This window comes from Treponema pedis (assembly GCF_017161325.1).
Lineage (GTDB): Bacteria > Spirochaetota > Spirochaetia > Treponematales > Treponemataceae > Treponema_B > Treponema_B pedis.
The window spans coordinates 1,562,716-1,576,787 of sequence record NZ_CP045670.1; the positions used below are offsets into that span (position 1 = coordinate 1,562,716).

The 14,072-nt window shown below is 36.6% G+C and carries 11 protein-coding genes and 1 pseudogene; 4 read left to right on the forward strand and 8 right to left on the reverse strand.

Annotated features, from left to right (window positions below; translation table 11 throughout):
- Nucleotides 1-56 precede the first annotated feature (56 nt).
- From DYQ05_RS07055 to DYQ05_RS07080, 6 genes and pseudogenes are all read right to left on the reverse strand, one after another.
- A pseudogene (locus DYQ05_RS07055) lies at nt 57-1,008 on the reverse strand (ABC transporter ATP-binding protein).
- Nucleotides 1,005-1,979, reverse strand: a complete 975-nt coding sequence (locus DYQ05_RS07060) for an ABC transporter ATP-binding protein (protein WP_020965306.1) — start codon at nt 1,977-1,979, stop codon at nt 1,005-1,007. Before DYQ05_RS07060 ends, DYQ05_RS07055 begins: the two are co-directional and overlap by 4 nt.
- A gap of 17 nt (nt 1,980-1,996) precedes the next feature.
- Nucleotides 1,997-2,863: an ABC transporter permease gene (locus DYQ05_RS07065; protein ID WP_024469072.1), complete on the reverse strand. Its 867-nt coding sequence runs from the start codon at nt 2,861-2,863 to the stop codon at nt 1,997-1,999.
- Nucleotides 2,864-2,874: 11 nt separating this feature from the next.
- Nucleotides 2,875-3,804 carry an ABC transporter permease gene (locus tag DYQ05_RS07070; RefSeq protein ID WP_020965308.1) on the reverse strand — a complete coding sequence of 310 codons (930 nt, stop codon included), beginning with the start codon at nt 3,802-3,804 and terminating at the stop codon, nt 2,875-2,877.
- 96 nt (nt 3,805-3,900) lie between these two features.
- Nucleotides 3,901-5,430, reverse strand: a complete 1,530-nt coding sequence (locus tag DYQ05_RS07075) for an ABC transporter substrate-binding protein (RefSeq protein WP_020965309.1) — start codon at nt 5,428-5,430, stop codon at nt 3,901-3,903.
- A gap of 237 nt (nt 5,431-5,667) precedes the next feature.
- Complete coding sequence (locus DYQ05_RS07080) at nt 5,668-7,818, reverse strand: methyl-accepting chemotaxis protein (protein ID WP_252723275.1); 2,151 nt, start codon at nt 7,816-7,818, stop codon at nt 5,668-5,670.
- 172 nt (nt 7,819-7,990) lie between these two features.
- On the opposite strand from DYQ05_RS07080, the gene DYQ05_RS14340 reads away from it, so the two are divergent.
- The 4 genes from DYQ05_RS14340 to DYQ05_RS07095 all read left to right on the forward strand — a co-directional run bounded on the left by DYQ05_RS14340 (nt 7,991) and on the right by DYQ05_RS07095 (nt 10,970).
- Nucleotides 7,991-8,119: a hypothetical protein gene (locus DYQ05_RS14340; RefSeq protein ID WP_290121739.1), complete on the forward strand. Its 129-nt coding sequence runs from the start codon at nt 7,991-7,993 to the stop codon at nt 8,117-8,119.
- A 521-nt stretch (nt 8,120-8,640) separates the two neighbouring features.
- Nucleotides 8,641-9,279 carry a hypothetical protein gene (locus DYQ05_RS07085; protein ID WP_206183169.1) on the forward strand — a complete coding sequence of 213 codons (639 nt, stop codon included), beginning with the start codon at nt 8,641-8,643 and terminating at the stop codon, nt 9,277-9,279.
- Nucleotides 9,280-9,403: 124 nt separating this feature from the next.
- A complete protein-coding gene (locus tag DYQ05_RS07090; RefSeq protein ID WP_206183170.1) occupies nt 9,404-10,177 on the forward strand; it encodes a hypothetical protein in 774 nt (257 codons plus the stop codon).
- Between the two features lie 4 nt (nt 10,178-10,181).
- Nucleotides 10,182-10,970 (forward strand): putative periplasmic lipoprotein, encoded by a 789-nt coding sequence (locus DYQ05_RS07095; protein WP_206183171.1) that lies wholly within the window; start codon nt 10,182-10,184, stop codon nt 10,968-10,970.
- A 321-nt stretch (nt 10,971-11,291) separates the two neighbouring features.
- Here DYQ05_RS07095 and DYQ05_RS07100 read toward each other — a convergent pair whose 3' ends face one another.
- The gene (locus DYQ05_RS07100) at nt 11,292-12,026 is read right to left on the reverse strand and encodes a methyltransferase (RefSeq protein WP_206183172.1); all 735 of its coding nucleotides are present in this window, start codon (nt 12,024-12,026) and stop codon (nt 11,292-11,294) included.
- A gap of 65 nt (nt 12,027-12,091) precedes the next feature.
- On the reverse strand, nt 12,092-14,068 hold the full coding sequence (locus DYQ05_RS07105) for a V-type ATP synthase subunit I (protein WP_206183173.1): 1,977 nt from the start codon (nt 14,066-14,068) through the stop codon (nt 12,092-12,094).
- Between the last annotated feature and the right edge of the window lie 4 nt (nt 14,069-14,072).

Genomic DNA, 14,072 nt, shown 5'->3' on the forward strand with positions numbered 1-14,072 from the left:
AAACGGGCGTACGGATTTTTAAATACCTGCGCCCGTTTATTTTTATATACGTTTTTTTATTTTAAATGGCAGGCTACAAAATGCCCCCGTTCCCGCTCTTCCAACTCCGGGCGTATTTCCGTACAGACAGGCATTTTGTGAGCGCATCTTCCGCAAAATACGCAAGCCTTAGGCGGATTTATCGGGCTGGGTACATCTCCCGGAAGAATAATTCTTTCGCGTTTTAAACCGTACTTAGGAATGGGAATTGCCGAAAGAAGAGCTCTTGTGTACGGATGAAGCGGGTTTGAAAAAATCGATTTATAATCGGTTATTTCTACTATGCGCCCCAAATACATAACCGCAATTCTGTCGCTTATGTGTTTTACTACGCTTAGGTTATGCGAAATAAAAAGATAAGTAAGCCCGAGCTTTTTTTTGAAGTTCGGCAAGCAAATTTAAAATTTGCGCTTGAATACTTACATCTAAAGCGGAAACAGGCTCGTCCATAACAATGAATTTGGGATTAAGAGAAAGGGCTCTCGCTATACCTATTCTTTGCCTGCGTCCTCCGTCAAGCTCATGCGGGTAAGAATCTTCAAGTCTTTCTTCCAAACCCACTATATTCATTACTTCTTTTACCCTATTTTTTACTTCTTCTTTTGTTTTATAAGCCTTGTTTACATAAAGATAGTCGGCTATAAGTTCAAAGGTATTTAAGCGCGGATTAAGTGAAGAATAAGGGTCTTGAAATACTATTTGCATTTCCTGTCTCATTTTTCTTTTGTCTTTTGAGCTTTTGTATTCAAGCGTATTTTTTTCTTCAAAAAGGATTTGCCCTGAAGTAGGTTCGTGCAGGCGTAAAATTGCCCTTCCGGCAGTGGATTTGCCGCAGCCCGATTCTCCTACGAGGCCTAAGGTTTCGCCCTTATTTATCGAAAAACTTATATCGTCCACCGCATGAAGTAAGCCTTTTTTTGTAGTAAAATATTTTTTTAAGTTTTTAACTTCCAAAATAGCAGAATTCATTTATTTTCCTCCTTGTCGAATAAAAAGCACGAAACACAGTGCTCTTCGTCCAAGTCAACCATTTTAGGAATTTCATTTTTACAGCGTTCGGTTGCAAATTCGCATCTTGGGTGAAACTTACAGCCGGAAGGCAAATTTACAGGATTGGGCGGCATTCCCTTAATTACGTTAAGAGACTCTTCGTCCGCATCGAGGGTCGGAATTGAAGCAAATAATCCCTTTGTATAAGGGTGCTTAGGGTCGGTATAAAGTTTTTCTACGGAACCGTATTCAATTACCGAGCCTGCATACATTATTGCAACATTATCGCAAATTTCCGCTACTATGCCCAAATCGTGAGTAATCATTATCATAGAAGTGTTATACTTCTTTTTTAATTCCGTCATCAATTCCAAAACTTGAGCTTGAATTGTAACATCGAGGGCTGTAGTCGGTTCGTCGGCTATGATAAGCATAGGATTACAGGCAAGGGCCATTGCAATTACTACACGCTGCTTCATTCCCCCTGAAAATTGATGAGGATAATCATTTACCCGCTCTCTTTTAATTCCGACGGTTTCAAGCATTTGACAGGTTTTTTCTTTCAGTTCGTCTTTTTTTAAGTTTTGGTGAAGGGATAAAACTTCGGCAATTTGTTCTCCTACCGTCATAACCGGATTCAGGGAAGTCATCGGGTCTTGAAAAATCATAGAAATTTTGTTTCCGCGTATTTCGTGCATTTCTTTTTCAGGCTTCGTTAAAAGGTTTTCTCCGTCAAAAAAGATTTTTCCGCTTATAATTTTTCCTGGAGGGTTAGGCACAAGACGCATAATACCTAAAGCCGAAGTTGTTTTACCCGAACCGGTTTCTCCTACAAAACCCAAGGTTTCACCCTTTGCAAGTTTTAAGTTTAAATTGTTAACCGCCCTGGTTTCTCCCGCTTCGGTTACATAGTAGATACTTAAGTCTTCTATATTTAATAATTCGTTCATATATAACGCTCCTTCCGTCAGCGCTTCAGTTTCGGGTCAAGGGCATCGCGCAAACCGTCTCCCAAGACGTTAAGGGCAAAAATAGTGATAACTATAGCCAAACCCGGGAATAATGTAAGATGTACATAGCTTCTTATATAAGCTCTTCCTCCCGAAAGCATTGCGCCCCATTCGGGTGTAGGCGGCTCAAGTCCCAAGCCGATAAAACTTAAACCTGCGGCATTTAAGATGGCGTATGCTACGCCTAGGGTAGCCTGTACTATGATGGGTGCCATACAATTGGGAATTATATGTTTAAAAATAATTCTAAAATCGGAAGAGCCTCCCGCTCTTGCGGCTTCCACGAATTCCATATCCACTATGGACATAACTGCGGAGCGGACAATTTTAGCGTATCCAGGTATTCCCGCAATACCTACGGCAATCATTAAATTGCCCAGACCTGGCCCGAGAGAGGCTACAATTGCAATTGCAAGAAGTATATCCGGAATTGCCTGTAAAATATCGATAAAGCGCATTAAAGCCGTATCCGCTTTGCCGCCGAAGTATCCTGCAACGGCTCCGATAAAGGAGCCTATTATAAGGGCTATGCCTACGGAGATAAATCCGACTTTAAGCGAAATTCTTGCACCGTATATAACACGGCTTAAAATGTCGCGTCCGAATTCGTCCTGTCCGAAGGGGTGGGAAAGGCGGGGAGGCGCAAATTGATTGTCAAGGTCCGTTCCGTCAAAGGAATACGGCGCTATAAAATCGGCAAATACCGCCATTAAAACGAGAATGATAATAATGGCTAAACCCAGCATAGCAAGTTTGTTTTTACTCATTCTATGAAAAACACCGCGGAATCCATGTATGTTTTTTTTGGTACTCTTATTCTTCATTTTATACCTCGTTATGTGTATTGAGTTTTTATTCTCGGGTCTACATAGGTATATAAAATATCTACGATTAAATTTACGATTGCGAAGGTTACGGCAACGAATAAAACGCAGCCTAAAACTACCGGAGCGTCCCTTAATTTAATCGAATCTATCATTAACCGTCCTATACCGGGAATGGAAAAAATAATTTCCGTCATAACGGCTCCTCCCATTAACTGCCCGAACTGAATACCTACAACGGTAATTACGGGTATAAGAGAATTTCCCAGAGCGTGTTTAAAAACCACTATTTTTTCCTTTTGTCCTTTTGCCCGTGCCGTTCTTATGTAGTCCTGTCTTATTGTTTCAAGCATACTTGAGCGGGTCATTCTGGTTAAAACCGCTACCGATTGGGCTCCTAAAGCCAATGCGGGTAAGATTATATGTTTAAAGCTTGAAAACCCGGACGACGGGAACATTCCCAATTTAACTGAAAAAAGTAAAATCATTAAAAGTCCCAGCCAAAAAACGGGCATTGAAAGGCCGATTAAGGCAAAAATCATCATTATGTGGTCAAAAGCCGAATATTGTTTAATTGCAGATATAATACCTAAAGGAATTCCCAAAAAAATCGCAACAATTGTCGAAGCTACAGCCAGTTTTATTGTAGCTCCTACTCTGGCGCCTATTTCCAAAACTACAGGTTGTTCCGTTATGTACGAATCTCCTAAACTTCCTCGGAAAACTATGTTTTTAAGATACCTCCCGAATTGGACTATAAACGGGTCGTTTAATCCCATTTTTTCTCTAAGTTTTATAACTTCTTCCGGTGAAGCGTTTGTTCCCAGTTTATTTCTTACAGGGTCACCGGGTGTAAAATATAAAAGCGAAAAAACTATTGTAGACACTCCAAGCATAACCGGAATCAATAATAATATCCGCCTTATTATATATTTAAGCATACTACCCCCATAAACCGATTTTAGGAAATAAGGCGGCAGGTATCGAAAAATGATTCTTGCCGCCTGTAATTAAAAGAACCGGTTTTTTAAGTTTATTTATTTAGCCGGTTTTATATTTCCCAAGAAATGGTGTCCTAAAGGAGAAAGGCTTAGGCCTGTGATATCGGCTCTTATACCCGCAGCTTGCTCTCCGTTATATTGGAAAACGGCGGGAGTTAAATCCATAATATACTCTTGAATTTCTTCGTAGATTTTTTGTCTGTCAGGACCGTCAAGAACTCTTCTTCCCTTGATAATAAGATTATCCAGTTTTTCATCATTTAAAAATACGTAATTTCCTCCGGGGCCCATAGAAATTGAATGGAAGCAGGGATAGACTACCATATCCGGGTCGGGAGTATCTGAAGACCAGCCTATCTCAAATAATTCCTGTTCTCCTTTTTCCAGCATTTCTATATATTTGCTCCACTCAAGTACGTTAATGGATAAATCAATTCCTACGTCTTTAAGCTGTTCTTTCATAATTACGGCCATATCTATACGCTCTTTTCTTTCATTGGTGGAAAGAGTTAATTTTAAACCTCCTTCGTATCCTGCTTCTTTTAAAAGAGCCTTGGCTTTTTCCACATCTCTGGGGATAGGTTTAAGTTTATTCGACATTGAATAGCGTATCTCCGAAGCATAAGGCGCTGTTGCGGTTTTACCCAATCCCTTCCATACAGCTTTTACGATTTGGTCCGTATCTATTGCACAAGCGACGGCCTTTCTTACTCTTACGTCGTTTAGAGGCGGCTTACTGCAATTCATACCCATATATTGGGTTAAGTAATCGTAGCTTCGTATAAGTTTTATTTCGCTGTTACTTTCAAAGCGGTCCAAATCGTTGGGCGAAACGTCGTATACAATATCGGCTCCGCCTGATTCAAGTTCTATTATTCTGTTTGTAGGTTCCGGTATAATCCTGAATTCCAAGTATTTGTAGTAAGGTTTATTTCCGTGGAATTCTTCATACCTTTCAAATTTTATTTTATCGGATTTTGTATGACTTATAAATTTATAAGGGCCGGTACCTATCGGACTTCTTGCATAAGAATCTCCCGCCGCTTCAACCGCTTTTTTGTTTACGATATATGCTGAAGAGTGACATAAAGCCGTTAAAATACCCGCATAGGGTTCTTTCATTTTAAATGTAACGGTATAGTCGTCCGGCGCTTGAATTGTAGCGGGGTCTATATCCGAAAAAATATGAGCCACTGCGGGGGATACGAAGGCTCTGGTATAACTGAATACTACATCTTCGGCTTTTAATTCTTCACCGTTATGAAATTTTACGCCTCTTTTTATATAAAATGTATACTCCATACCGTCGGGAGAAATATTCCACCTTTCCGCCAATGAGGGGACTACCTCTCCGCCGGGAGTAAGGTAAATCAAGCCTTCATACATTTGGAGCATAGCGTTTGCGGAATATGAATCGTTTTGAGCTGAAGGGTCCATAGTTATTGCATCGCTTGACATAGCTACAACCAGGGTTTGGGAACGTATATCTTCGGCTCCGCCGCCTCCGCAAGAAAAGCATAACGATATTATACATATCGTTAATATAAAAACACAGAGTTTTTTCATTGTACACCTCCTTAAGTGTGTATATAAATAATTGTACAGGCTAAATTTTCATTTGTCAAGTTTTTTAAAGAAAAAAATAAAAAAAATATTATATGTAATTTTTTTATTTAAATAGAGATTGTTTAATAATTTAAAAGATATGCAAGTACGAATGGGGGAGGGCGGTACCGATATTTAAACGGAATGCGTTTAACGCCTAAATAAATACTTAAATTTAGGCGTTAAATATTATACAAATTACACTTTAAATTTATTTACTTCTTCCGATAAGTTTTCTATAGCTTCTTTATTCTTTCTTGTAAGCCCGTTTACTTCCTGAACGGCTTTGTTTATTTGTATAGCTCCTGATGCCATTTCGTTCATGCTGTCGGTTATTATTCTGGTTAAACCGTCAAGTTTATGCATTTCTTCTGCAATCTGTCCTCCTCCCTTCAGCATTTCGGCGGAGCCGTCTTTTACTTCCGCAGTTACCGAATTGATATTTTTTATCGCATTAAGAACTTCCAAACTTACGTTTTCCTGTTCCCGCATAACTGCGGCAAGGCTTGTACTCATTTGTTGTACTTTTTCTGCAAGACTGAAAATGGCATTAAATTTTTCTTCTACCGTTTTTGACGATTTTGTTAAACTTTCAATTTCCGCTCCCAAGTTTTTAAGCGTTGCAGTTATTGCTCTTCCTTGAATACTCGATTCTTCGGCAAGTTTTCTTATTTCATCGGCGACGACTGCAAAACCTTTTCCGGTTTCTCCTGCATGAGCGGCTTCTATTGCGGCATTCATTGCAAGTAAATTTGTCTGACTTGCAATATTTTGAATGACGTTACTTGCTTCAATTAAACCTCCGGATTCTTCGGCTATTTTTTGTGTTATGTTGTTTGTTCCCGTCAGCGTTTGTTTTCCGTCTGCGGTTGCTCCGGTAAGCTCTTGTATCAATATTCCGCTTTTTCCCAACATTTGTGTTATGGAGCTTATGTTTGAAGTCATTTGTTCAATAGCGGAAGAAGATTGAACTACGCTTATCGATTGCCCTTCAATGCTGCTGTTAAGCTGTTTGATTGTGCGCATTATTTCTTCCATGGTTGCCGCCGTTTCGCTTACGCCTGCCGCCTGTGTAAGAGCCTGTTGCTTTACTCCGTCTATATTTGAACTTATTTGGTTAATGGCGCTTGCCGTTTCGGTCATATTGCTTGCAAGTTCGTTGCCTATTATTGTCATTGTATTACTGTTTTCCGAAACGGCTTTTATGGAGTTTCCTATTTTTTCTATTGTTTGGTTAAAGTATTGGGAAAGTTCGGTAATTTCGTCGTTACCCTTTACAAGTATGCGTCCTGTTAAATCTCCGTCTTGCTGTGATATTCTTTTTAATGCGGATACAACGGATAGAAGAGGTTTTATAAGTCTGTTAGTCCAAATATATACAGCGGGGATAAAAACGGACAGGATAATAATACAAGCCAGTATACTCAGTTTTCGCAATATATAATATTTTTCAAGGACTTCATCGTTACTGATAAATGCAATAAGTTTCCATTCGGGCATTGCCACCGTATGCAGTCTGCAAAACCATTTATCTCCGTTAATTGTTATTTCTTTATTTCCTTCGGTTAAAGAATTAAGCTCTTTAAAATCGGGAATACCCGTTTCCGTCATTTTCTTTGAAACAAAGTCCTTATTGTACGGGTCCGCCAGGATTGTTCCGTCTTTTTGAACTAATATAACATAACCGCTTTTACCTATTTTTAATTTTGAAAGCATTTCCACCAAATTATTCAGATACACGGCTATACCTACAACGCCTACAAGCTCTCCGCTGTCGTTATGTACGGTTTGTGCTACGGAAACTACTATCGTTCCTTCCGTTGATATATAAGCGGGAGATATAACGCTTTCTTTGGGTTTTTGAATTGCAGCCTGATACCATGCTCTTTTGCGCGGGTCAAAGCCTGCAGGAAGAGGTTTTCCGCTTGCCGTCGTATAGTTGCCGTTTACCGTACCGAAAAATATTTCTCCGTAATCTTTATTCGATTCAAAAACAGGTTTAATATATGAAATGATATTTTTTTCACTTTCGCTGACGGTAAAATCATTTATGCTTATTGAAGCGGTTTCATTGATATAGCTGTGTATGCTCTTATCGGCGGCGCGGATTGCAGGATATACGGTAAGCATTTTTAAATTGTTGGTTATACCGCTTATAAATGTTGTTATATTGTTTTCCACTAAAAACAATTCCTGCAAACTGGTATCATTAAAGTCTTGAATTTTATCTTTTCTTATAAAATACGCAGTATATGTTGTCATAGTTATAAGCAGGCTTATAATCGTTATTGAAAAAGCCGCTATTACTTTTTTATAAATGGAAATCCGTTTTTGTTTTTTAGTGTCCATTGTTTATCAACCTCGCTATTATGGGATATTTTTATACTTACGACAAAAAAATTATCGCTTGACAGGAATATAAAAGTTTATATTTATAGCCCTGCCTTTTTTCTTTGCCGTTATTAAAGTAAGATTACCGTCTTTTATATCTATAATTATATAGAATGTATATTTAAATATAATGATTTATTTTGCGGTAAAATCCGTAAAAACCGCCTTTAGAGATTCATCTATTGCTTGCATGTATGATTTCGGAACGGCAAGCCGTACAAATGACCGTAAATCCGATTCTTGCCGTTATTTTGAATAAATATATTGCAATATTGAAAAATGAAATTGTAATATATACTATTTTTACCTAAAATGTCAAGTGAATATCGGAAAATTTTTGTTTGTAAATCGGAGACGGAAAATGACAGTCTTGCGGAATTGGATTTTTATAGATACCTGTCGAGTTTTTCATAAGTTTTCATATATCAATGATTTATGAAAAATATCGCAAGTTAAATTTTATAATAATACTTCTCCAATCCCGAACCGATTATTTTTTTGCCGTTAAAATATTATAATATCCGTAGGATATCTTTAATTGAAATTACATCTATATCAGGTAGTATGCAGATTACCGAGAGGGAGAGCAAAAGACCGGCTACCTCAAGAGACGCAAGTCTATTTTTTAGCGATATAGTTGTAATAAAACTTATTCAAATTGTACTATTTTTGAAAAAACCTTAGATGTATTATGAAATATAGATAAGTTTTACAATAAAAATTTTAATGACTAAGTATACTGCTTGACAATTTTTTATTTTTATTCTATTGTTAGATACTTTGAGTGATGGATGGAACAAGCTTACGGACAATGTTGGTAAGGTAAGGGATAAAATACAAAGTGATTTAGATACATTGAAAAATAATATAGGTAATGCTTGGAATAATGCAACCGATACTATGAAAAATGGGTTAGGGCAATCGGCTGACAATGTCGGTAATGATTTAAATCAGGTAAAAAACAGTTGGAACAATCTATGGAACAAAGAAGAATATAAAAACAAATTAAATCAGGAGACATCTGTAAAACCAAAAGTAGAGCCGGCATATTTTAAACAAGGTCAATTTGACGATGTTATAGCAGACGGTAAACCGCTCTTTACAAAGGCTGCAATATTTACAAAAACGCTTGTTAGTAGTGGTACAAAAACCCCTATACAGTACTATGATGATGCTAATGACAACGGAAATGATAGATTTGCTTATGTAAACAACGGCGTAGGTTATCTTAACGCTTTAAGCGAGCACTTTAATATTGGTACTGAAGAAGGAAAGAAATGGTATCATGATTATAAGAAAGATAGACTTTCCGGATATCAACCAAATGCCGGTGAGCATTTAATATATCATAATGATTATCATTTTCTAACAATACTGATAGTGGGTCGCAAATATATGAAGTATGGAATGGGGAATTAATCAATTTTACAGAAAGCGACCAAAACTTTTTTTAATTGGTCGAAGTAAAGAAAAAACATCAAAAGTTTATCAAACTCGAGTATTTTTCTTTGGATAAATAATAAATTTGTACGTGGAGATTTTTATGAAAAAACTGGCTTTTATATTGGCATTGGCTGGAATGCTTGTTGGGTGCAGTAAAAACACTGAGGTAAGCACGAACGAAAGCATTACAAGGGAAACGGAAACTGCAACAGAAGTGCAAAACGAAACAAGCACTGTTGTACAAAATTCAACAGATGTTGAAACTAAAACGGAAGAGCCATGGCTCGCCCTTATTGAAAAAGAAATTACAGAGATTTCTTTTAAAAACGGGGAATATACGATAATTCCAACTGATAAGGAAGACTATTTTGAGATTTACACTGAGTTAGAAAATGGATTGAGGTTTTATGCAATACTTATGCAAAAAAACTTTGAAGATGATCCGAGGGCGCTTTCGGAACCGGAAAGGTTTCAAAAATATGCAAAAGTTGTTTTATCGGCTTCAACGCTGCCCCAGTATTTACAAAAGGAAAGGGGTATTTTTGAAACAAATGGTTATAAATTTAAACGAACCATTAAGGTTACCGAATTTGCTCGTGATATTGTTTTCTTTCGATTGAGTTATTATACGACAACACCCATGTATATGCTAAGGTGTACTTTTTCGAGAGACGCTGATGAATTCAAAGAAGAAGCACCACAGTACTTTGACGAAAATGGAGGGTGGAAACTGGAAATGCCATCAGGTGAAACCGGAGATAGTGAATTTGAACAAAAAATGGTTGACGGTACAATCGAAAGTAAAACTGCACGGGAGCTGTATAAAATAAGTGAAGACTTTATGAAAACTATTGAAATAAAAACAGTGGAGTAAATTTATGAAAAAACTGGCTTTTATATTGGCATTGGCGGGAATGCTTGTTGGGTGCAACAAAAACACTGAGGTAAGCACGAACGAAAGCATTACAAGGGAAGCAGAAACTGCAACTGAAGTGCAAAATGAATCAAGCACTATTTCACAGGATGTCTCGAATGTGGAAAGTGTTACTGAAACTAACACAGAAGAAGCATGGATTGCCCTTATTGAAAAAGAAGTTACAGAGATTTCTTTTAAAAACGGGGAATATACGATAATTCCAACTACCGGGAGAGATTTTTTCACTATTAATTTAGATTTAGGTAACGGATTGTATTTTTATGTAACGGTAAAATCAAAAAACTACACCGACTTAGATACTATGGATATAGGAACCCCAGAATTTTTTCAAGAATATGCAAAAGCTGTTTTGTCTGTTTCAACTTTACCGCAAGATTTGAGAACTGCTAGAGGGGCTGTTGAAGTGAATGGTCACAAATTTGCACGAAACATTCGGGTTTCGCAATTTGCACCTGATATTTCTATGTTTCAAATGAGCTATTATACAACAACACCAGGGTATACACTACAATGTACCTTTTCAAGGGGCGCTGATGAATTCAAACAAGAAGCCCCACAGTACTTTGAAGAAAATGGAGACTGGAAACAGAAAATGCCATCAGGTGAAACCGGAGATAGTGAATTTGCAAAAAAGATAGTTGACGGTACAATCGAAAGTAAAACTGCACGGGAATTGTATAAAATAAGCGAAGACTTTATGAAAACTATTAAAATAAAAACAGTGGAGTAATTATTAGTTTCTTTCAGAATAACTAACGTCTTCAATAGATTATCGGTGCCGGTTAGTAAAAAGCTCAATCAGATAAGAATATAAGGTACTTGATGAAAAAAGATAATAGCCTCAATGGTAAATTTTCAAAACGTTTTTCAATGCAACCGCTGTTACAAAAAGCAAGAATGGCCGCAGAACGACTTTCCGACATTTTTGAAGAGTAACCTGAAGTTGATGAGGAAGATGAGTCAGAAAAGATAGCCCCGGGTAAAATACGTTGTAATATATACTATTTTTACCTATATCAATGATTTATGAAAAATATCGCAAATTAAATTTTTATAATAATCCTTTTCCAATTCCAAACCGATTATTTTTTGCCGTTAAAATATTATAATATCCGTAGGATAAGCCGAAACGATTTATTTCCCGGTCCAAATCGGCTGCCTTTTGTAGATTCTTCGGCGTTCTTTTTATTTTGGCACTTTTACAAGGCTCTTTGGGGTAAATACATTTTTCGGTATCTTTAATTGAAATTACATCTACATCAATAATTCCCGATTCGGTCAATATTGTTTTTGTTAAGTCGATAATATCCGCATTTATAAACTCAGTTAAATTTGGAGGATATTCTTTTTCGGAAGCCTCTATTAACAAAAAATCTTGATATTCTTTAAACAGCATTTCGGATTTTTGAGTGCAATTTTTATAAGTCTTAACTATAAAAAACAAACTGCCTTTTTCTTCCAGTAAAGAAACTAACTTTTTTATAATTTTCGTATAAGATTCGATGGTATAACAATTATATATCCACCAAAACGGAACTCTGGGATTACCGAAAATAATCAAATCAAATTTATGTTTAACATTTAATGATAAAATATCTTCACAAAAATATTCATCAAACAGGGTTGTAATGTTATCTTTAATAAAATGCGGATTTTTATCGATTCCGGTAAAAAAAATATTCGGATACACTTGCCGGATAAGTTTACTTAAATATCCGCTGCCGAACCCGAATTCCAAAACCGACCGAGGAGAATATTTTTTTAAATTTTTTATAATTTCATTCATTAATATACGTATAAATATATCTTTTACAGTTACGGAAATTGAAGGGTTTATTGTAAAAGCCGAATTTAATCAAAGACAAATCTGAACGGAACGAATTCTCTTCCGGTTTCCGTAAAAAATTTTGAAAAAAATTCATAGTATTGAAGTCTTATAATTTGAATTGCAACGATTAAACCCTCAAGTAAAATAATAACAAAATTGCCGATAACCGCAGGGATTATTCCGTAAGAAAGATAGCCTCCGCAAAAACCCGCCATAGTAAAAACGATAAAACTCAACACCGCATGAGAGAGTGCAAAGGCTCCGACGCGTAAAAAACTTACCGAATTTGAAATATATGTAGAAAAAACTTCCAATATTTCCACCAAGCCTTCAATAAAAGCTGCAAAAAAACCGTTTTCAAAAACCGGCCGTTCTCTTAAAAAAAAGCGCTCAAGGGGTTCTGAAAAGAATATACACAAAAGAGGTGTAACAAGAAAAACGATATCGAACCACGCAAAGCCTATTTTTAAAAAGGCAATTCTAAGTCCCATAAAAACGGCATACCAAAAAAATAAAAGACCTGAAACTCCCGTTTTGGAAAAGACGGCTTTTGCGATTCTTTTCAGTCTGAAATTATTGATTATGTTTATAATAAGACCTGTGGAATTTATTATAAATCCTACTGAAAGGGTAAAGGCAAAAAACATAATCAGCTTTCCGATTGAACCGCCTTCCGGCATTAGATGCAGAATATGATTTCGGGGAGTTCCGAAAAGACCTGTAATAAATCTGCTTACGGGAACTAAAAGATGGCCGTTTGTAAAAACTTCTCCCGTTAAAAAACCCATAAACATACTTGCAATTCCTATTGCCATAAAAACGAAGGCAAATTTTGAAACCCGTTTTAAAATCTTAGGCTTTTCGAAATACATTAAGATGCCTAAAAGCAAAAATACAAAACCTTGCCCCAAATCGCCGAACATTATGCCGAATAAAAGAGTAAAAAACACTGCAACAATAGGTGTCGGGTCAAGGGTTCCGTAAAGCGGAGCTCCGTAACTGAAAATAATCCTTTCAAAACTGCTTACGAATTTATTGTGTTTATAAAAAACCGGAACTTTCTCTTTGCCGTTTTTTATCGACGGAATTTCTTGCGGAGCATAAAGCCTTATAGCGGTTCTGCCTTCAGTAAGGTTATCTATATCTTCCATAAGTTTTTTTTCATCGTTTGCGGAAATCCAGCCCATAATCCTAAAAACGGTTTGTGTAGATTCAAGCCCCTGCCGTATTTGTAAAATTTGTGAACCTAGAGAAAAATTATATAGAAGTTTTAAAATAAGCTCTTTGTTTTGCTCGGCATATTCACTCTTTTCTTTTTTTAAAATTTCCATTTCCTTTTTTATATCTTCCGTTTTTTGTTTTAATCCGTTTATAATGTCGTCCGGAATACCCTTAAAATCTTTAGGGATATCCAAAGGTAAAAATCCGAATTTTTTTAATTCCGAATCTAAGGCAAACCGGCCTTTTTTTGAAGAAGCGGCCAAAATACGTGTTTTATCTTCGCCTAAGGGAATAATTAAGGCTCTGTTGCCTATTGTAAATTGAAGTTCTTCTGCGGCCTTAGGGGCTATTTTTCCTATGCGCAAGGTCAAAAAGGTTAAATTATCTATTTCTTTATAAGGTACTTTTAAATTGGCAAAGGCCATAGCTTCACTTTGAGCTTCCGTAATCCGTTTTAAATTTTCGTGTAAATCGGCTTCTTTTTTTTGAAAAAAATCCGTATCGGAAAAAATTTTTTCCGCATCCGTTACGTCCCGCTCCGACGGAAACACAGCTTTTTCGGGAGCCGAAGCCGTCGCGGTTAAAGATAAAATTTGTAAACAGGTTTTAAGTCTTGCAAAAATTTCACCGAACCGGTTTGATGCGTTTTCTTCACCCTGATTTCCCGTTTCGGAATAAAACTGAAAATTTGCATTTTTACCCAAATATTCAATTACATTATTTACATCATTCACTAAAACCGCCAATTCCAACAGTTTCATTTTTTTAGTTTTAAACATAAAA

Excerpts from the sequence above, each read along its gene's own strand:
- DYQ05_RS07090 (WP_206183170.1), top strand. The coding sequence starts at position 9,404 with ATGAAAAAACTGGCTTTTATATTGGCATTGGCTGGAATGCTTGTTGGG.
- DYQ05_RS07080 (WP_252723275.1), bottom strand. The coding sequence starts at position 7,818 with ATGGACACTAAAAAACAAAAACGGATTTCCATTTATAAAAAAGTAATA.
- DYQ05_RS07065 (WP_024469072.1), bottom strand. The coding sequence starts at position 2,863 with ATGAAGAATAAGAGTACCAAAAAAAACATACATGGATTCCGCGGTGTT.
- DYQ05_RS07105 (WP_206183173.1), bottom strand. The coding sequence starts at position 14,068 with ATGTTTAAAACTAAAAAAATGAAACTGTTGGAATTGGCGGTTTTAGTG.
- DYQ05_RS07095 (WP_206183171.1), top strand. The coding sequence starts at position 10,182 with ATGAAAAAACTGGCTTTTATATTGGCATTGGCGGGAATGCTTGTTGGG.
- DYQ05_RS07070 (WP_020965308.1), bottom strand. The coding sequence starts at position 3,804 with ATGCTTAAATATATAATAAGGCGGATATTATTATTGATTCCGGTTATG.
- DYQ05_RS14340 (WP_290121739.1), top strand. The coding sequence starts at position 7,991 with ATGATTTATTTTGCGGTAAAATCCGTAAAAACCGCCTTTAGAGATTCA.
- DYQ05_RS07100 (WP_206183172.1), bottom strand. The coding sequence starts at position 12,026 with ATGAATGAAATTATAAAAAATTTAAAAAAATATTCTCCTCGGTCGGTT.
- DYQ05_RS07075 (WP_020965309.1), bottom strand. The coding sequence starts at position 5,430 with ATGAAAAAACTCTGTGTTTTTATATTAACGATATGTATAATATCGTTA.
- DYQ05_RS07060 (WP_020965306.1), bottom strand. The coding sequence starts at position 1,979 with ATGAACGAATTATTAAATATAGAAGACTTAAGTATCTACTATGTAACC.